The organism is Acidovorax sp. GW101-11A03, assembly GCF_059424825.1.
Genome location: NZ_JBWKZU010000049.1, coordinates 19,049 through 37,201 on the forward strand (window position 1 = coordinate 19,049; position 18,153 = coordinate 37,201).

Here is an 18,153-nt window from a genome sequence, read left to right on the forward strand (position 1 = left end):
ATGTTGCTGACCAAGAAGACCTCTCACGCCGCGCAGAGCACCAGTGCCTCTGCATCGCCCTTTGTTCACAGCCTGCGCCGGGGTCTGTCCCAGGCTCTGCCCACCATGGACCGGCGCTCGTTCCTGCGCCGCTCCGGCCTGGGGGTGGGTGTCGGCATTGCCGCGTCACAACTCACGTTGGTCAAGAAGTCCAACGCCGCCGAAGGCGCCAAGGTCGCCATCGGTGACAGCAAGATCGAAGTGCGCCGCACGGTGTGCACCCACTGCTCGGTGGGTTGCGCGGTCGATGCCGTGGTTGAGAACGGTGTATGGGTGCGGCAAGAGCCCGTGTTCGACTCGCCCATCAACCTGGGCGCCCACTGCGCCAAGGGTGCGGCCCTGCGTGAGCATGGCCACGGCGAATACCGCCTGCGCTACCCCATGAAGCTGGTCAACGGCAAGTACGAGCGCATCAGCTGGGACACGGCGCTGAACGAAATCACCGCCAAGATGAAAGAGTTGCGTGCAGCCAGCGGCCCAGACAGTGTTTACTTTGTCGGCTCGTCCAAGCACAACAACGAGCAGGCTTATCTGCTGCGCAAGTTCGTGAGCTTCTGGGGCACCAACAACTGCGACCACCAGGCGCGCATCTGCCACTCCACCACCGTGGCGGGCGTGGCCAACACATGGGGCTACGGCGCCATGACCAATTCGTACAACGACATGCAGAACAGCAAGGTCGCCCTGTACATTGGCTCCAACGCGGCTGAGGCCCACCCGGTGAGCATGCTGCACATGCTGCACGCCAAGGAAACCGGCTGCAAGATGATCGTGGTGGACCCGCGTTTCACCCGCACCGCAGCCAAGGCCGACGAGTATGTGCGCATCCGCTCGGGCACTGACATTCCCTTCCTTTTTGGCCTGCTGTACCACATCTTCAAGAACGGTTGGGAAGACAAGAAGTACATCCACGACCGTGTGTATGGCATGGAGAAGGTGCGCGAAGAAGTGCTGGCCAAGTGGACGCCCGACAAGGTGGAAGAGGCCTGCGGCGTCAAGGAAGACCAGATGTTCAAGGTCGCCAAGATGCTGCACGACAACAACCCCGGCACCATCGTGTGGTGCATGGGCCAGACGCAGCACACCATCGGCAATGCCATGGTCCGTGCCTCGTGCATCCTGCAACTGGCGCTGGGCAATGTGGGCAAGACCGGTGGTGGCACCAACATCTTCCGTGGCCACGACAACGTGCAGGGCGCGACCGACGTGGGCCCCAACCCCGATTCGCTGCCGGGCTACTACGGCCTGGCCGAAGGCTCGTGGAAGCACTTCGCGGCCGTGTGGGGTGTGGACTTTGAATGGATCAAGAAGCAGTACGCCTCGCCCGCGATGATGACCAAGAGCGGCATCACCGTGTCGCGCTGGATCGACGGTGTGCTGGAGAAGAACGAGCTGATCGACCAGGACTCCAACCTGCGCGGCGTGTTCTTCTGGGGCCATGCGCCCAACTCGCAGACCCGTGGCCTGGAAATGAAGCGCGCCATGGACAAGCTGGATCTGTTGGTGGTGGTGGACCCGTATCCATCGGCCACTGCTGCCATGGCAGCGATGCCCGGCAAGGCCGAAGACCTGAATCCCAACCGCGCGGTGTACCTGCTGCCTGCTGCGACGCAGTTCGAGACCAGTGGCTCGTGCACGGCCTCCAACCGCTCCATCCAGTGGCGTGAGAAGGTCATCGAGCCGCTGTGGGAGAGCCGTTCGGACCACATGATCATGCACCAGTTCGCCGAAAAGCTGGGCTTTGCGGCCGAGCTGTCCAAGAACTACAAGATGCAGAAGGTCAAGGGCATGGACGAGCCCGTGGTCGAAGACATCCTGCGCGAAATCAACAAGTCGGTCTGGACCATTGGCTACACCGGCCAAAGCCCCGAGCGCTTGAAGGCTCACATGCGGAACATGCATTTGTTCGACGTGAAGACCCTCAAGTCCAAGGGCGGCAAGGACAAGGAAACCGGCTACGACTTTGGTGGCGACTACTTCGGTCTGCCCTGGCCTTGCTACGGCACGCCCGAACTCAAGCACCCCGGCTCGCCCAACCTGTACGATACCTCCAAGCATGTGATGGAGGGTGGCGGCAACTTCCGCGCCAACTTCGGTGTGGAAAAGGACGGCGTCAACCTGCTGGCCGAGGATGGTTCGCACTCCGTGGGCTGCGAGATCACCACGGGCTACCCCGAGTTCGACCATGTGTTGCTGAAAAAGCTGGGCTGGTGGGACGACCTGAGCGATGCCGAGAAGGCCAAGGCCGAAGGCAAGAACTGGAAGACCGACCCCACGGGCGCGATCATCCGCGTGGCCCTCAAGCATGGTTGCCATCCGTTTGGCAACGCCAAGGCGCGTGCCGTGGTGTGGAACTTCCCCGATGCGATTCCGCAGCACCGTGAGCCGCTGTACGGCACCCGGCCGGACCTCATGGCCAAGTACCCCACCCACGACGACAGGAAAGCTTTCTGGCGCCTTCCCACGCTGTACAAGAGCGTGCAGGAGAAGAACGTGGCCGACAAGGTACACGAGAAGTTCCCGCTCATCATGAGTTCGGGCCGCCTGGTCGAGTACGAAGGCGGCGGCGAGGAGACCCGCTCCAACCCCTGGCTGGCCGAACTGCAGCAGGAGTCGTTTGTCGAGATCAACCCCAAGACCGCTGCCGACCGGGGCATCCGCAACGGCGAGCGTGTGTGGCTTAGCTCGCCCACGGGCGCGCGGCTCAATGTGCAGGCGCTGGTCACCGAGCGCGTGGCCCCCGATACGGTGTGGATGCCGTTCCACTTCTCGGGCCGCTGGCAGGGTGCGGACATGCTGGCGTACTACCCCAAGGGCGCGGCGCCTGTGGTGCGCGGCGAGGCCGTCAACACCGCAACGACGTATGGCTACGACAGCGTGACCATGATGCAAGAAACCAAGACCACGATCTGCAACGTGGAACGCGCCTGATCGCGCCACGCAAGGAGACACACATGGCACGAATGAAATTCATCTGTGACGCAGAGCGCTGCATCGAGTGCAACGGCTGCGTGACCGCCTGCAAAAACGAACACGAGGTGCCCTGGGGCGTGAACCGCCGGCGTGTGGTCACGCTCAACGACGGTGTGCCGGGCGAAAAATCCATCTCGGTGGCCTGCATGCACTGCAGCGATGCACCTTGCATGGCGGTCTGCCCCGTCAACTGCTTCTACCGCACCGAAGAAGGTGTGGTGCTGCATGACAAGGACGTGTGCATTGGCTGCGGCTACTGCAGCTATGCCTGCCCGTTTGGCGCGCCGCAGTTCCCGTCGCAGGGCACCTTCGGCGTGCGCGGCAAGATGGACAAGTGCACCTTCTGCGCTGGTGGCCCTGAGGCGCACGGCAGCCAGGCCGAGTTTGAAAAATACGGCCGCAACCGGCTGGCCGAAGGCAAGCTGCCGGCCTGCGCAGAAATGTGCTCGACCAAGGCGCTGCTGGCCGGGGATGGCGATGTGGTCGCCGACATCTTCCGCAACCGTGTGGTACAGCGTGGCAAGGGCGCTGAAGTGTGGGGCTGGGGCACGGCCTACGGTTCGCAACAAGCAGGCCAGCCTGCAGGGGGCAAGTCATGATTCAGCGCCTGCATCTCATTGTCATCACCGCCCTGGCCGCAGGTGCCTTGGCTGCCTGTGGCGAAAAACCGCAGACCGGCGCAGGCATCCGCGGCGATGCCGCACCCTACGCAGGCACCGGCAGCAACTTCACCGAACCGGGCTGGAAGGCGGGTGACAAAGCCAGTTGGGAAGCCCAGCTGAAGGCCCGCCAGCAGTACGGCCAGAACGAGTACACCCGCAGCCAAACCAAGTGAGGCCCACCATGAAACACATCGTGTGGTCCTTAGCCCTGGTGGCGGGTCTGGCCGGGTTGTCAGGTGGTGCTGCGTTTGCGCAGCAGGCGCCAGCGGCTGCGGCCCCTGCTGCAGCCCCTGCGCCCGGTGGCATCCAGAGCCAGAACATCTTCGAAGTCAAACCCGACGCCAGCGCTGACCCCAAGTATGCCGAGCAGACCAATGGCGAGCGCGCCAAGGTGCAGCCCGGCAACAACGCACCCATGTGGCGCCAGGTGGGGCAGGGCGTGACGGGCTACAGCAGCTTGCCCACAACCCAGGCGCCCGAGGCGGGCAACCTGATCCAGCCGTTTGTGCAGTACCCCGGCTCGCGCGTTACCAACGCGGGCGAAGCCTGGCGCCAGGTGCGCAACCACTGGATCATTCCTTATGGCGCGGCACTGTTTGCCATCGTGCTGCTGGCCCTGGGCATCTTCTACTTTGTGAAGGGCCCGCTGGGGCATGAGCACCCTGACGGCACCGGCCCCCGCCGCATCGAGCGTTTCACCCCGTTCGAGCGCGCGGCCCACTGGGCCAATGCGTTTGCCTTCATCGCGCTGGCCATCTCCGGCATCGTGATGGCGTTTGGCAAGTTCTTCCTGCTGCCCATCCTGGGGAGCACGCTGTTTGGCTGGTTGACCTATGCGCTCAAGAACGTGCACAACTTCGTGGGCCCGCTGTTTGCCGTGTCGCTGCTGGTGATCATCCTCACCTTCATCAAGGACAACATCGCCAACCGCGCCGACTTTGTCTGGCTGGCCAAGGGCGGTGGCATGCTGGGCAAGGGCGACCACGAAGTGCCTTCGCACCGTTTCAATGCGGGCGAGAAGGGCCTGTTCTGGTGGGGCATCACCATCCCCGGCATCTTTGTGGTGGCCACGGGCCTGGTGCTCGACAAGCTCATTCCCGGCTTTGGCGACGTGCGTGGCGACATGCAGATCGCCCACATGATCCACGCCACCCTGGCCATCTGGATGATGGCGTTGATCTGTGGCCACATCTACATGGGCACGGTGGGCATGAAGGGCGCCTACAAGGCCATGCGCACCGGCTACGTGAGCGAAGGCTGGGCCAAGGAGCACCACGAGCTTTGGTACGACGATGTGCAGGCGGGCAAGATCCCGCGCCAGCGCAGCGCCAGCCAGCCAGCGGCCGATGCCGCCACAGCATCTGCGGGCCAGCAGCCCGCGCAGGTATGAGGACCCGCACCATGATGACGACACGAACTACCCGCTCCCTGGCGCTGGCACTGTGCGCGGCAGGTGTGTGCACCCTGGCATCCGCCAAGCTGCCCGCCCCGTCGCCCGAGGCCGCCGCCAAGGCCGCAGAAGCCGCAGCCAAGACTGCCTGGGCCGGCAAGGTGGACAACTACAAGCTCTGCCTCTCGCAAGACAAGGTGGCCGCGCACTACCGCAAGACCACGCCCTCGGCCAAGCCTGCCGCCGCAGGGACGGCCGCCTGCGCTGACCCCGGCCCCTTTGCCTACACGCCGCCCGCCGCCAAGCCTGCCGAAGCCGCTGGCGCCCATTCGCCACCCGGCACGGCCAGCAGCCCGCCCAGCACCCAGGTGCCCGCAGCTGCGGCCACGCCTGCGTCCAAGTCCTGATCCTGAGGGCTCTGGCCCCCAGTCAGCCCGTCGGGCTGCAAGCCGCGTCCACGCTGGTGGCGCGGCTTTGTTTTTTCAGACACCCTGCATGCGTTGTGCAAGGCGTCACTTCGTACTTGTTATAAGGCCGCTCGTTTGTGGATTGCGTCCCCCAGCAGTGCTGTGACTGTTCGCTGCCGTGGGTGGGGGCTGCGTTTTCAGCTACTCCCTGCGGCCAGTGATGGGGGCAGGCCAAGCCTGGGCAGTGTGCCGAGCGCAGTCTCTCGCATCTAGGAGCCAACAGGTCGTTCGGGTGCGCGGCGCGAGGCCAACTGCTCAACCAACTCGTGCATCGGCATGGGTTTGGAGAAGAGCCAGCCCTGTCCGAACTGCACTCCGTGCGCACGCAGATACTCGGCCTGCTCCTCGGTCTCGATACCTTCTGCAATCATCTTCAACTCCAGCGACTTGGCCATCTCGATGATGTGCCCGATGACGTGGCTCGTCACAGCGTGCTGGCCGATCGTGCCGACAAAACACTTGTCGATCTTCAGGCTGTCCATCGTGAACTCGGTGAGATAGGAAAGGCTGGAATAGCCTGTACCAAAATCATCGATCGCTACCAAGTGCCCTTGGGCGCGCAATGCTTCCACGGACTTTCGTGCTTGTTCCGCGTGCAGGAAGACCCGCTCTGTGGCCTCAATGTGAATGCACTGGTTGTTGATGCCCATGGCTGTGGTGATTGCGCGCAAGCGGGCACAAATGTCTGGATTGCAGATGTCCTGCGCCGAGAGGTTCACCGCCACGTGAAAATCCGGCCGCTTGCGCAAAAGATCCGCAGCATCGGAGGCGACCAGCTCCAGGACTCTTTGCGTGATGCGCTCGATCAGGCGGTTGCGCTCGGCAACGGGAATGAAAACATCCGGGCTGACAAACTCCCCGGTGCTTTTGCGCCACCGCAACAAGGCTTCGGCACCGACCCACTCCTTGGTGCGCAAGTCCACGATGGGTTGGTAGACGAGGAAGAACTCGCCGCGCTTCAGTGCAACGCGCAGGGCCGCAGGCAGAGCACCGTTGATGCGGACCAATTGCGCGACGACAAAGGCCAGAACCCCCGCTGCGCCGATGCCGATGGGCAAAAGCACAAGCAATACGCGCCACCCATCGTGCTCGATCTCACTGCGCGGAATCGCCACGTAGGCGGCATAGTCATAGCGGTCTGAACGCTTCCATGCGACCACGCCCGCGCCATCGAAGAAGCTGGTCTCGTACTTGTCGCGAATCTTGTCAAACCACAAAGGATCGAACAATCCGTTATGGAAAATTTCCTTCCTGCGGCCCACTCCCAGCACGCCGTAGGTCAGCTTTTTGTCCAGTGCTGCTCCATCAAGAACAGTCCTTTCATGCACCAGCGCGGCGAAACCCGTCTTTGCGTCACCAGTGACGACCAGCCTGGACCCCGGAAGCAGCGGATGTTCGAACTGGGTCCAGATGTTGTAGCCCGCAGCACTCACATAGGATTTGGGCCCCAGGCGATAGCCGATCGACCCGAATGAGGAGCAGACGAGCTGCTCATCCGCAACGTAGCCCACGTCGAGAAGAAGGTTCGACTGGATCACCAGTTTGCGCATGAGATTGAGGTTTGGCTCCGCGCAAGGCTCTGGCGTCTGGCGGGTGCTCAGCTCAGCAAAGACATGCGCCAGTTGATCGCTCACCTTGTGAGAGCGGTGCAGAATGTCTGCCGCCATGGCGCTGGCCCGGTCGCGCTGCCGGTCCACGCTCATGTACGCCGCCAGCAAAATGGCCGCCAGTATGGGCACCATGATGGCTGCCAGCCCGATGCTGTACAGAATGACGACTCGGCGCCGCATTGATGGCATTGAAACTCTCCCGAATTGCGCTACCTGCGGGGGATGGGCCGCTCCAAACCGCGAGCAGGAGGACCCAGTCGCCCGAGACTAGCATTTGAATGCCGCCGCAGCCTGCTTTTTCTCCACTCGTTGGCGAGGCATCGGCCCTGTGCCTGGCTGGCAGCGGTGGTTCCAGGCTCTGGTGTCGGGTGTTTGCGCCTGGCTTCTTGTGGCTGAGGCGGGTTGCTGACCATAGAAGAGCCTGGAGGACCTGGAGAGGCTGCTCAAAGGGCACTGACAATGCCGGGAGTGCGTATATTCCTTCCATGACCCGCTCATCGCCGTCTCTTCAAACACCTTCTCTTCCAGTGCTGCCGCGCCTCACGCAGGCCCAGGCGCCGCTCACCCACCATGTGGAGGTCGTCAATGAACGGGGCGAAGCCGAACAGGTGCAGATCCCCGCCGAGCGGCCCCTCACGATCTATGTGGACAAGCGCGAGCTGGTCACCCTGATGACGCTGGGCGCGCAGCCCGAGCTGCTGGTGCTGGGCTATCTGCGCAACCAGCGGCTGATCGAATCGGTGTTCGATATCGAGTCCATCACCGTGGACTGGGAGGTGAACGCCGCCGCTGTGCACACGCGCCATGGCATTGCCCGTATTGAGGAACGCACCGCCAGCAAGGTGGTCACCACCGGCTGCGGCCAGGGCAGCGTGTTTGGCGGCCTGATGGACGAGGTAGACCGCATTGCGCTGCCCGATGCACAGCTGACGCAGGCCCAGCTCTACGGCATCGTCAACGCCATCCGGCTCAAGGAGAGCACTTACAAATCCGCTGGCTCGGTGCATGGCTGCGCCTTGTTCCAAGGCGAGGAGCTGCTGACCTTTGTGGAAGACGTGGGCCGCCACAATGCCATTGACACCATCGCGGGCTGGATGTGGATGAATCCGGAAACCGCCCCGGCCGATGGAGTGGCGTCGGACAACGCCCCTGCCACACCCACGCCCATGTCCGGTGCCGATAAGGTTTTCTACACCACGGGCCGCCTCACCAGCGAGATGGTCATCAAGTCCGCCCAGATGGGCGTGCCCATCGTGGTCTCGCGCAGCGGCATGACCCAGATGGGCCATGCGGTGGCGCAGCAGCTGGGCTTGTGCGCCATCGGGCGGGCGACGAATCGCCGGTTTGTGTGCTACAGCGGCGCGCAGCGGCTGGTGTTGCAGCCGGAGCTGGCGGTGGCGCCTGCGGCGAGGGCGGCTGGGGACGTTTAACTTGGCTTGGTGCCTGATCCTTCACGCCCCAATGGCATGATTCGCGCATGAAAGACCTGAACGCCAGCAGCAGCACCTGGGCCGATACCTTGCCCAGCCAGTGGGGGCCCGAACTTGCCGAGACCCATTCCAAGGTGGAAGTCCCGCTGAATCGTCTACAGCAAGGCCCCGCGCAGCAGCCAGCGGCCCCGAAGGCTGCGGTTGGTGCCGCCGCCGAAGGTTTGTCACTGTGGGGCTGGATGCGCGAGGGCCTGCGGGCTGCATTGTTTCTGCCGCCCCGCACGGCCGCCGCTGCGCCCACGCCCTGGCAGTTGCTGGTGTTGTCGCTGGTCAGTGCGGGCCTGCTGGTGGCGGCCTCGCGGCTGGAGGTGGTGGGCCCCGCACAGTTCAACTTGCGCGGTTGGCTCACGCCGATGTGGAGTGGGCTGGTGCTGCTGTGGCTGGCATGGTGGGCCATGGCCCCGGCCCAACATGCCACTGCCAGCCCGGCAGCGGCGGCGTCGGCGGGTGTGCCCGCACCCACGGGGGGCTTGGCCGCCTGGTATGTGTTGACGGCCTGGGCCCCGTTGGCGCCCTTGCTGGTGCTGTATGCCCTGATGGCGACAGCCGTGCACCGGCCCAGCCTGTGGGATGGCACGGTGGCGGCCATCGTTTTCTGGGTGGCCTATGGGGTGCTCATGCTGTGGGTGCTGGCCACGCTGGTGGTGGTGAGTGCACGCTTCATCCAGTCGCGCTGGCGCACGGCGGCGTTTTCTGTGGCCATGGCGGCAGTGATCGGGGTGGGCATGTGGCAGTTCCAGGACCAGCCCTGGGAGCCGGATGTCCAGGCCCTGGCCGATGCGTCGGCGGAAGCTGCTGCAGCCGCCGACGAGGCGCAGGCGCCCGAGCCTGTGCCGCTGGCGCTGACCCAGGCGATGTTTGAAGAGCAGCAAACTCTGTGGCAGCAGCAGGTGGATGCGCTGGCGCCCGAGCGCCCCGGTGTGGTCGATGTCTATGGGCTGGTGTTCGCCCCCTATGCCGACGAAAACGTGTTTCGCCGCGAGAGCACCATGGTCAGCAGCTTGCTGCAGGAGCGTTTTGACGCGCAGGGCCGGGTGCTGCACCTGCTCAACCACGCCGAGACGGCCGACACCCACGTCTGGGCCACGCCTGAGAACCTGCAGCGGGCCGTGGCCGCGCTGGCAGCCCGCATGGACCGCGAGCACGACCTGCTGGTGGTGTACCTCACCTCGCACGGCGCACGCGACCATGCGCTGGCGGCCTCGCACTGGCCGCTGCAGGTGGCACCCGCCACGCCCGAGATGCTGCGTGCCGCGCTGGACGCAGCGGGCATCCGCAACCGGGTGATTGCGGTGTCGGCCTGCTACTCGGGCGGCTGGATCGAACCCCTGGCCACCGACAGCACGCTCATCATGACGGCGGCCGACGCCACGCACACCTCGTATGGCTGCGGCAGGCTGTCGGAGCTGACCTTCTTTGGCCGCGCGGTGTTCCACGAGCAGCTGCGCCAGACCCATTCGTTCACCGAGGCGTTTGCCAAGGCCGTGCCGCTGATCCAGCAGCGCGAGGTGGAGGCGGGGAAGGCCGATGGCTTCTCCAACCCGCAGATCCGCGTGGGCAAGCAGATCACCCCGGTGCTGGAGGCGCTGGAGCAGCGGCTGCAGACGGCCCAGGTGGAGCCCGAGGCCAGCGGCAGCAGCGTGGCGGCAGCCTCTGCCAGCCGCGCCCCGTAAACCGCCCCACCCAAACACCCCACGGCCCGCCAGCCCGTTCGCTTTGCGCTAAGGTCCCATGCCATGAACCTGTCATTTCTGCGCCTTGGCTGGCGCACCCTGGCCCGGGACCTGCGCGCGGGCGAATTGCGCCTACTGATCGTGGCGGTCACGCTGGCGGTGGCCGCGCTCACCTCCGTAGGGTTTTTTGCTGACCGCCTGCAAGGCGGGCTGCAGCGCGACGCCTTGCAGCTGCTGGGCGGCGATGCCGTGGTGGCCAGCGACAACCCCACCCCCGCCGCCTTTGTGGAGCGCGCCAAGGCGCTCGGATTGCAGTCGGTGACCACGCTGGGCTTTCCCACCATGGGCCGCGCGAGCGACGCCCAAGGCGGCGCCAGCAAGCTCGTGGCGCTCAAGAGCGTGCAGCCCGGCTACCCGCTGCGCGGCCGCCTCACGGTGGCCGATGCCCCCGGCGCTCTGGAGCAGCCCACGCGCGACATCCCCGCGCCGGGCGAGGTGTGGGTCGATGCCCCGCTGCTCGAATCGCTCAACCTCGCCATGGGCGACAAGCTGCTGCTGGGTGATGCGCAGTTGCGCATTGCGCGCATCATCGTCATCGAGCCCGACCGGGGCGCGGGCTTTATGAGTTTTGCACCGCGCGTGATGCTGAACGAGCGCGACTTGCCTGCCACCGGCCTGGTGCAGCCCGCCAGCCGCCTGACCTACCGTTTTGCCGTGGTGGGCCCCGCGCCTGCCGTCAAAGCCTTCAACGAATGGGCGGTGGCCGAAGCCAAAAAGCCCGAGGTGCACGGGGTGCGCGTCGAGTCGCTCGAAAGCGGCCGCCCCGAAATGCGCCAGACGCTGGACCGCGCCCAGAAGTTTCTGAGCCTGGTGGCCCTGCTGGCCGCGCTGCTCTCGGCCGTGGCCGTGGCGCTGGCCGCGCGGGGTTTTGCGGCCGACCACCTCGATGCGTCGGCCATGCTGCGTGTGCTGGGCCAGAGCCAGCGCACCATTGCCGGTGCCTACACCACCGAATTTGCGCTGGTGGGCCTGTTTGCCAGCGCTTTGGGCGTGCTGCTGGGCTATGCGGTGCACCACGCCTTTGTGCTGTTGCTCGCGGGGCTGGTGGAGTCGGCCCTGCCCGCGTCCAGCCTGTGGCCCGTGGCGTTTGGCCTGGGCATGGGGCTCACGCTGCTGTTTGCGTTTGGCCTGCCGCCCGTGCTGCAGCTGGCCCAGGTGCCGCCGCTGCGCGTCATCCGGCGCGATGTGGGCGGGCTCAAGCCTGCATCTCTGGCGGTGCTGGGCGTTGGCGTGGCCGGGTTTGCCGCGCTGCTGCTGGCCGTGAGCAGCGACATCAAGCTGGGCCTGATCGCCGTGGGCGGTTTTGCCGGGGCCGTGGCCCTGTTTGCGGGGCTGTCGTGGGTGGCGGTCAAGCTGCTGCGGCGCAGCGTGAATGAAAGCACCGCGCCCCGCTGGCTGGTGCTGGCCACGCGGCAGATCTCGGCGCGCCCGGCCTATGCCGTGGTGCAGGTCAGCAGCCTGGCCGTGGGCCTGCTGGCGCTGGTGCTGCTGGTGCTGCTGCGCACCGACCTCATCAGCAGCTGGCGCCAGGCCACGCCGCCCGATGCGCCCAACCGTTTTGTCATCAACGTGATGCCTGACCAGGCGGATGCGTTCCAGCAGACGCTCAAGGACAACGGCGTAGCGCGCTACGACTGGTACCCCATGATCCGGGGCCGCCTGCTGGCCGTGAACGGCAAGCCCGTGGGCCCGGCCGACTACACCGACGACCGCGCCAAGCGCCTGGTAGACCGTGAATTCAACCTCTCCAACGCCGTCGAGGCGCCGCCGCACAACCAGGTGGTGGCGGGCCAGTGGACGCCCGGCGAAGAGGGCGCCATCAGTGTTGAAGAAGGCATTGCCGAAACCCTGGGCCTGAAGATGGGCGACCGCCTGCTGTTCGACATGGGCGGTGTGCAGAACGAGGCGCGCATCACCAGCCTGCGCAAGGTGGACTGGGGTTCCATGCGGGCCAACTTCTTCGTGATGTACCCGGTGGCCGAGGTCAAGGATGTGCCCGTGACCTACCTGGCGGCTTACCGTGCCCCCGAGACCCACGGCTTTGACAACGGCCTGGTGCGCCAATTCCCCAACATCACCAACGTGGACATGGGCGCCACCATTGCCCAGGTGCAGCGCGTGCTGGAACAGGTGATCCGCGCGGTGGAATTCCTGTTCGCCTTCACGCTTGCAGCAGGCCTGGTGGTGCTGTTTGCTGCCGTCACCGCCACACGCGAGGAGCGCGCCCGCGAGTACGCCATCATGCGCGCCGTGGGCGCCCGCGCCAGCCTGCTGCGCCAGGTGCAGCGCGCCGAGCTGGTGGGCGTGGGCCTGCTGGCGGGCTTTCTGGCCAGTGCCGTGGCCGTGGGCGTGGGCTGGGCGCTGGCGCGTTTTGTGTTCGACTTCACCTGGACGGCCGCCCCCTGGGTGCCGCTGGCGGGTGCCCTGGCTGGCGCTGTGCTGGCGCTGGCAGCAGGCTGGTGGGGGCTGCGCGAGGTGCTGCTGCGCCCCGTGGTGGACACCCTGCGACGCGCGGCCGAGTAGGTGGTGGTTGTTTTGTTTTGCTATTAAAAATATAGCTATAAGGGTATGATGGACGAGCGAAAAGGCCTGTTTTGTTATGAATTCTGAAGCATCGAGCACCCCAGAGGCCTCTTCCCCTGCCGCCCCACCCACCACGCCCTTCGAATGGATCGGAGGCGAAGACCGCGTGCATGCGCTGGTCGAGCGGTTCTATGACCTCATGGACCTGGAGCCCGCCTACGCCGAACTGCGCGCCGCCCATGGCAGCGACCTGGCCAGTGCTCGGCAAAAGCTGTTCTGGTTCCTCTGCGGCTGGCTGGGCGGGCCCGACCACTACCAGAGCCGCTTTGGCCACCCGCGCCTGCGCATGCGCCACATGCCGTTTTCCATCGGTATCAAGGAGCGCGACCAGTGGGTGGCCTGCATGGACCAGGCCATGGGCGAAACGGGTGTTCCCGCCGAGCTGCGCACGCGCCTGAAGGAGAGCTTCATGGGCACGGCCGACTGGATGCGCAACAAAGGGGTCTGACGAACGCGTTGGTTTTGCTGGTGCACACCCCCAACGGTGTGCGGTGCTTGTGGTGAGAAGAGGAGTGTTTTTTATGTCCCGCGATGCGCGTTTTCAGGAACAGGCCCAGGCCCTGGGCTACAGCTTCGATGGTGAAATCAAGATCGGTGGCAACTATGTGCCGCTTGTGCGCGATGGTCACCACGTCTACCTGAGCGGGCAGATTCCGCGCGTGGGCGACACCGTGGTCGTGACGGGCGCGGCGGGTGCCGGGGCCTCGCTGGCCGATGCGCAAAAAGCCGCCAAGGTGTGTGCGATGCGGGCACTGGCGCTGCTGCAGCGTGCGCTGGGCTCGCTCGATGCGGTGCAGTCCATCCTGCGCATCACGGTGTATGTGCAGTCGGCGCCCACGTTTACGCAGCAGAGCGAGGTGGCCGATGGCGCGTCTGAAGTCTTGTTCGCTGTGCTGGGCGACGCCGGGGCGCACACGCGCACCTCGGTGGGCGTGTTGCAGCTGCCCAAGAACGCAACGGTGGAAGTGGACTTGATCGCCACCGTGGCACCCACGGCCCGCTGATCACCCAGCACCAGATGCCAGATGCCAGGCGCTGCGCACGGCCCCTGGCAGAAACCGCAGGAGAGCCCGATGACCATGACGGAACCCGTTCACCGTGGCAGCTGCTTGTGCGGCGGCGTGCGCTACGAGACCACCGCACTTTTGCAGGCCGCCTCGCACTGCCACTGCTCGATGTGCCGCAAGGCGCATGGCGCGGCGTTTGGCAGCTATGCCAGCGTGCGGCGTGAGCACCACCGGTTTGTGTTGGGACAGGCGATGGTGCGCACCTACAAGTCTTCGGCCCAGGTCACACGCGCGTTCTGTTCGAGATGTGGATCGCCCCTGCTGTGGCACAGCGAGGGTGCCCACGCTGACTGGGTGGCCGTGCCACTGGGCACACTGGACACGCCCTACGAAACGCCGCCCCAAAAGCACATCCACGTGGACTCCAAAGCCCCCTGGGTGGTGATCGGGGATGGCTACCCGCAAGAGCTGCAGGGCTAGGGGCCATGGCGGTCAGAGACCTTGTTGATCAGGACCTTCCGCAGGTGTATGCCTTGCTGCTTGCGCACGGCTGGTCGCACCGGCTAGGCACTCTGTCGAAGTTCGAGGCGCTGGTCGCTGCGTCGCAATGCAACCTGGTGGCGCTGCACGGGGACGAGGTGGTGGGCTATGCGCGCGCCATTACCGACGGGCTGAGCAATGGCTACCTGTCCATGCTGGTCGTTGCCCCTGCGTTTCGGGGCCAAGGGCTGGGGCGCGCGTTGGTGCAAAAAACGGTGGCCAAGGCGCCCGCAGCCACCTGGGTGCTTCGCGCTGGCCGTCCAGGTGCAGCCGAATTTTTTGCGAGAATGGGCTTTGCTCCGTCGGCGGTTGCCATGGAGCGCACACGTCCCACCTGACACGCTTTGATCCCATGAACCACCCGCGTTTCCATGTTTTCGGCCGTATCGTCGAGGTGCGGCGCGAAGGCGCGCTGTGGCAGGCCTACCGTGTCGGGGCCGATGGCAAGCGCACACCCTCGGGCTTCGTGATCCCCGATTTTGTCGAAGAGCATGAACTGGCGCAGTTCCTCGAAGACCTGTTCCACGAAAGCGCTTCGCCGCACAACGGCGATGTGCATCGCATCGATTGAGCCACTGCAAGGCCCGCTGACCGCCACATGCGGCGCGGGTGTGGCGGCCAGCTTGCCACGTCACACCGCTGTCAAACCCGGCCCAGACACTCGGTCCCTTGTTTCCAACTGGGACTGTTCATGTCTGAACGCATTCTGGGCTTTCTGATTTCCCCTTCGCAGGTTTCACGCCGTGTTGCCACACTGGGTGTGGTGGCTCTGGCTGCGTCGCTGGCCGCCTGTGGTGGCAGTAGCGACAACGCCAGCAGCAACGCGGGCGCCACGGCCACGCTGGCCGTGCTGGAGACCACCGACCTGCACTTCAACGTGCGCAGCTACGACTATTTCAAGCTGGCCGAAGACAAGAGCTATGGCTTTGAGCGCACCGCCACGCTGGTGCGCGCAGCGCGCAAGGAGTTTGCCAACACGCTGCTGGTGGACAACGGCGACACCATCCAGGGCACGGCGCTGGCCGACTACGAGGCCACCATCAGCCCCATCCCCTGCACGCAGCAGCTCTCGATGTACAAGGCCATGGGCGCGCTGGGCTTTGACGTCGGCACGCTGGGCAACCACGAGTTCAACTACGGCCTGCCGTTTTTGAACCAGGTGCTGGGCGGCGGGCTGGAGGTGGACGGCGTGGACGCGAGCAAAAAGTGCGCGGGCGCGGGCTTTCCGATGGTGCTGGCCAACGTCATCAGCAACAAGACCAAGAAGCCGCTGGTGCAGCCCTACACGGTGCTGGAGCGCACCCTGGTGGCCAAGGGCGCGGACGGCAAGGAAGTGAAGCTGCCCATCAAGATCGGCGTGATCGGCTTCACCACGCCGGGCATCATGAACTGGGACAAGCGCTACCTGGAAGGCAAGGTGAGCACCGAAGGCGCGGTGGAGGCCGCGACGAAATACGTGCCCGAGCTGCGCGCCAAGGGCGCCGACATTGTGGTGGCGCTGCTGCATGGCGGGCTGGATGGCGCGGCGTATTCGCCCACCATGGAGAACCCCGGCCTGCATCTTTCGAAAGTGGCGGGCATCGACGCGATGGTGATGGGCCACCAGCATGGCGTGTTTCCCGACACGGCGGCCACGCCCGGCTTCAACCTGCCCGGTGTGGACCACAAGGCGGGCACCGTGAATGGCGTGCCTGCGGTCATGGCCAGCTCCTGGGGCAAGTCGCTGGGCGTGGTGCAACTGGCGCTGAAGTGGGACGGCGCGAAATGGGCGGTCAACAAGTCCGCCAGCAAGAGCGAGCTGCGCAACATCCAGAGCAAGAACGCTGCGGGTGCGAACGTGTATGTGGATGCAGACCCTGCCGTGGCGCCGCTGATCGAGCCACAGCACCAGGCGGCCATCCAGTATGTGAAGACCCCCATCGGCCAGACCGACTTCCGCATGAGCACGCTGTTTGCCGACGTGGGTGACCCCGGCGCGATCCAGATCGTGAACCAGGCCCAGCAGGCCTACGTGGCGGCGTACATCAAGGCCAGCCTGCCGCAGTACGCGCAGCTGCCCGTGCTGTCGGTGAGTGCGCCGTTCAAGAGCGGCTTTCAGGGCGGCGCCGACTACACCGACGTGGCCGTGGGGCCGCTGGCCATCAACAACGCGGCCGATCTGTACCTGTACCCCAACACGGTGTATGCGGTGAAGGTCAACGGTGGCGATATCAAGAACTGGCTCGAAGCCGCCGCCAAGCGCTTCAACCAGATCGACCCCGCCAAGACCACTGAGCAGCAGCTCATCAGCAGCTTCCCGGGCTACAACTTCGACATGTTCACCACAGCCGACGTGCAGTACGAGATCGACGTGACGCAGCCCGTGGGCAGCCGCATCAAAAAGCTGAGCTATCTGGGCAAGCCCATCGATGTGGCGCAGGAGTTCGTGATCGCCACCAACAACTACCGCGCCACCAGCGGCAAGAGCTTCATCGACAAGCTCGACGGCTCCGGCACCATCTGGGCCTCGCCGGATGCCAACCGCGACGTGGTGATCGACTACATCCGCAAGAACCCGGCGGTGACCCGCGCGGCCCACGGTGCGGCCAAGAGCTGGCGCTTTGCCAAGGCCACGGTGGCGGGCCCGGTGGTGTTCAGCTCGGGCGCCAATGCCCTGGCCGTGGCGCAGGCCGCAGGGCTGGCGAACGTGACGCTGCTGGCGGCCGATGACGGATCGGGCAAGGGAGTGTCGAAGTACGCCGTGGATCTGTCCAAATAGGCAGTGCCTGCAGAGAGCAGCGCCACCCCGGATGGGAGTGGGTTGCTTCTCTTTTTATAGCTGCTAGCGCTTGATGGACGGGCGGTAGCAGCTTTTTTTATGTGTTTCTGTGCAGCACCGGCTGCAGCAGCACCACCAGCGCGCCTGCGCCACCATCCATAGGCCGGGCCTGCACAAAGGCCAGCACCTCGCTTTTTTGCACCAGCCAGCGCTGCACGCGGCCCTTGAGTACGGGGCTTTTGCCGGGTGAGCCCAGGCCCTTGCCGTGCACCACGCGCACGCAGCGCAGCCCCGCCTTGTGGGCCTGGCGGATGAAGTCGCCCAGCGCCTCGCGCGCCTCGTCCACGCGCAGGCCGTGCAGGTCGAGCTGGCGCTGGATGCTCCAATGGCCCGCACGCAGGCGCCGGGTGATCTCCACGCCGATGCCGGGGCGGCGAAAGCTCAGTTGGTCGTCGGTGTCGAGCAGGGTGCTCACGTCGAAGTCGTCGCTGATCGACTCCATCAGCACCCGTTCTTCGTCCAGCCAGTGCTGCACCGGCAGCGGCGGTGGCTGGTGGTGGCGCAGGCGCGCCAGGTTGGGGTTGCGCAGCGGGGTGACGGGGCCCACGCTGCGGCTGAAGAGGTGGCGCTCGGCCTCGGCCCGGGCGGCTGCTTCGCGCCGGGCCTTGTCTTCGGCCTCGCGGCGTTCCTGTTCTTCGCGCAGGCGGCGGGCCACGGTGGCCAGGTCCTGCAGCTGGGTGATGCGTTCGCCTGCCCGTCGCGGGGCCGGGGGGGCGCGGCGGCGGGGTGGTGTGGGGCTCTCAGCGGCTGTGGGCGCAGCGGGGGCCTGGCGCAGCGGGCGCATGGCGGCCTTGGCCGCCGCTTTTTTCTCCGCCAGGCCTGCGCGCCGGGTGGATCGGGG

The 18,153-nt window shown here is 65.5% G+C and carries 16 protein-coding genes; 14 read left to right on the forward strand and 2 right to left on the reverse strand.

Features of this window, described 5'->3' with window-relative positions; genetic code table 11:
- The 5 genes from AC07Z7_RS18515 to AC07Z7_RS18535 are packed head-to-tail and all read left to right on the forward strand — an operon-like array spanning position 1 to position 5,471.
- Positions 1-2,970 (forward strand): formate dehydrogenase subunit alpha, encoded by a 2,970-nt coding sequence (locus AC07Z7_RS18515; protein WP_094291274.1) that lies wholly within the window; start codon positions 1-3, stop codon positions 2,968-2,970.
- Between the two features lie 23 nt (positions 2,971-2,993).
- Entirely contained in the window at positions 2,994-3,611 is a 618-nt protein-coding gene (fdh3B, locus tag AC07Z7_RS18520; RefSeq protein WP_094291273.1) for a formate dehydrogenase FDH3 subunit beta, read from the forward strand.
- Positions 3,608-3,847, forward strand: a complete 240-nt coding sequence (locus AC07Z7_RS18525; RefSeq protein ID WP_252660535.1) for a hypothetical protein — start codon at positions 3,608-3,610, stop codon at positions 3,845-3,847. Before fdh3B ends, AC07Z7_RS18525 begins: the two co-directional genes overlap by 4 nt.
- An 8-nt stretch (positions 3,848-3,855) precedes the next feature.
- Positions 3,856-5,064, forward strand: coding sequence for a formate dehydrogenase subunit gamma (locus AC07Z7_RS18530; RefSeq protein WP_494767206.1), 1,209 nt, complete (start codon positions 3,856-3,858; stop codon positions 5,062-5,064).
- 14 nt (positions 5,065-5,078) lie between these two features.
- Complete coding sequence (locus tag AC07Z7_RS18535; protein ID WP_494767207.1) at positions 5,079-5,471, forward strand: hypothetical protein; 393 nt, start codon at positions 5,079-5,081, stop codon at positions 5,469-5,471.
- Positions 5,472-5,740: 269 nt separating this feature from the next.
- Here AC07Z7_RS18535 and AC07Z7_RS18540 read toward each other — a convergent pair whose 3' ends face one another.
- Positions 5,741-7,330: an EAL domain-containing protein gene (locus AC07Z7_RS18540; RefSeq protein ID WP_494767208.1), complete on the reverse strand. Its 1,590-nt coding sequence runs from the start codon at positions 7,328-7,330 to the stop codon at positions 5,741-5,743.
- A gap of 296 nt (positions 7,331-7,626) precedes the next feature.
- On the opposite strand from AC07Z7_RS18540, the gene AC07Z7_RS18545 reads away from it, so the two are divergent.
- The 9 genes from AC07Z7_RS18545 to AC07Z7_RS18585 all read left to right on the forward strand — a co-directional run bounded on the left by AC07Z7_RS18545 (position 7,627) and on the right by AC07Z7_RS18585 (position 17,252).
- Positions 7,627-8,571 (forward strand): formate dehydrogenase accessory sulfurtransferase FdhD, encoded by a 945-nt coding sequence (locus tag AC07Z7_RS18545; RefSeq protein WP_494767209.1) that lies wholly within the window; start codon positions 7,627-7,629, stop codon positions 8,569-8,571.
- A 47-nt stretch (positions 8,572-8,618) separates the two neighbouring features.
- Positions 8,619-10,304: a C13 family peptidase gene (locus AC07Z7_RS18550; protein WP_494767210.1), complete on the forward strand. Its 1,686-nt coding sequence runs from the start codon at positions 8,619-8,621 to the stop codon at positions 10,302-10,304.
- A gap of 63 nt (positions 10,305-10,367) precedes the next feature.
- Positions 10,368-12,887, forward strand: coding sequence for an ABC transporter permease (locus AC07Z7_RS18555; protein ID WP_494767211.1), 2,520 nt, complete (start codon positions 10,368-10,370; stop codon positions 12,885-12,887).
- A 76-nt stretch (positions 12,888-12,963) separates the two neighbouring features.
- Positions 12,964-13,395, forward strand: coding sequence for a group II truncated hemoglobin (locus AC07Z7_RS18560; RefSeq protein ID WP_094291266.1), 432 nt, complete (start codon positions 12,964-12,966; stop codon positions 13,393-13,395).
- Between the two features lie 73 nt (positions 13,396-13,468).
- Positions 13,469-13,951 (forward strand): RidA family protein, encoded by a 483-nt coding sequence (locus AC07Z7_RS18565; protein WP_494767212.1) that lies wholly within the window; start codon positions 13,469-13,471, stop codon positions 13,949-13,951.
- Positions 13,952-14,026: 75 nt separating this feature from the next.
- The gene (locus AC07Z7_RS18570) at positions 14,027-14,434 is read left to right on the forward strand and encodes a GFA family protein (RefSeq protein WP_165773950.1); all 408 of its coding nucleotides are present in this window, start codon (positions 14,027-14,029) and stop codon (positions 14,432-14,434) included.
- Positions 14,435-14,439: 5 nt separating this feature from the next.
- Positions 14,440-14,832, forward strand: coding sequence for a GNAT family N-acetyltransferase (locus AC07Z7_RS18575; protein WP_165773949.1), 393 nt, complete (start codon positions 14,440-14,442; stop codon positions 14,830-14,832).
- A gap of 14 nt (positions 14,833-14,846) precedes the next feature.
- Positions 14,847-15,065, forward strand: a complete 219-nt coding sequence (locus AC07Z7_RS18580; protein WP_121507315.1) for a DUF7661 family protein — start codon at positions 14,847-14,849, stop codon at positions 15,063-15,065.
- Positions 15,066-15,185: 120 nt separating this feature from the next.
- Positions 15,186-17,252, forward strand: a complete 2,067-nt coding sequence (locus AC07Z7_RS18585; protein WP_494767213.1) for a bifunctional 2',3'-cyclic-nucleotide 2'-phosphodiesterase/3'-nucleotidase — start codon at positions 15,186-15,188, stop codon at positions 17,250-17,252.
- Between the two features lie 97 nt (positions 17,253-17,349).
- Here the strand turns inward: AC07Z7_RS18585 and AC07Z7_RS18590 are convergent, their stop codons facing one another.
- On the reverse strand, positions 17,350-18,096 hold the full coding sequence (locus tag AC07Z7_RS18590; RefSeq protein ID WP_494767215.1) for a Smr/MutS family protein: 747 nt from the start codon (positions 18,094-18,096) through the stop codon (positions 17,350-17,352).
- Positions 18,097-18,153 lie beyond the last annotated feature (57 nt).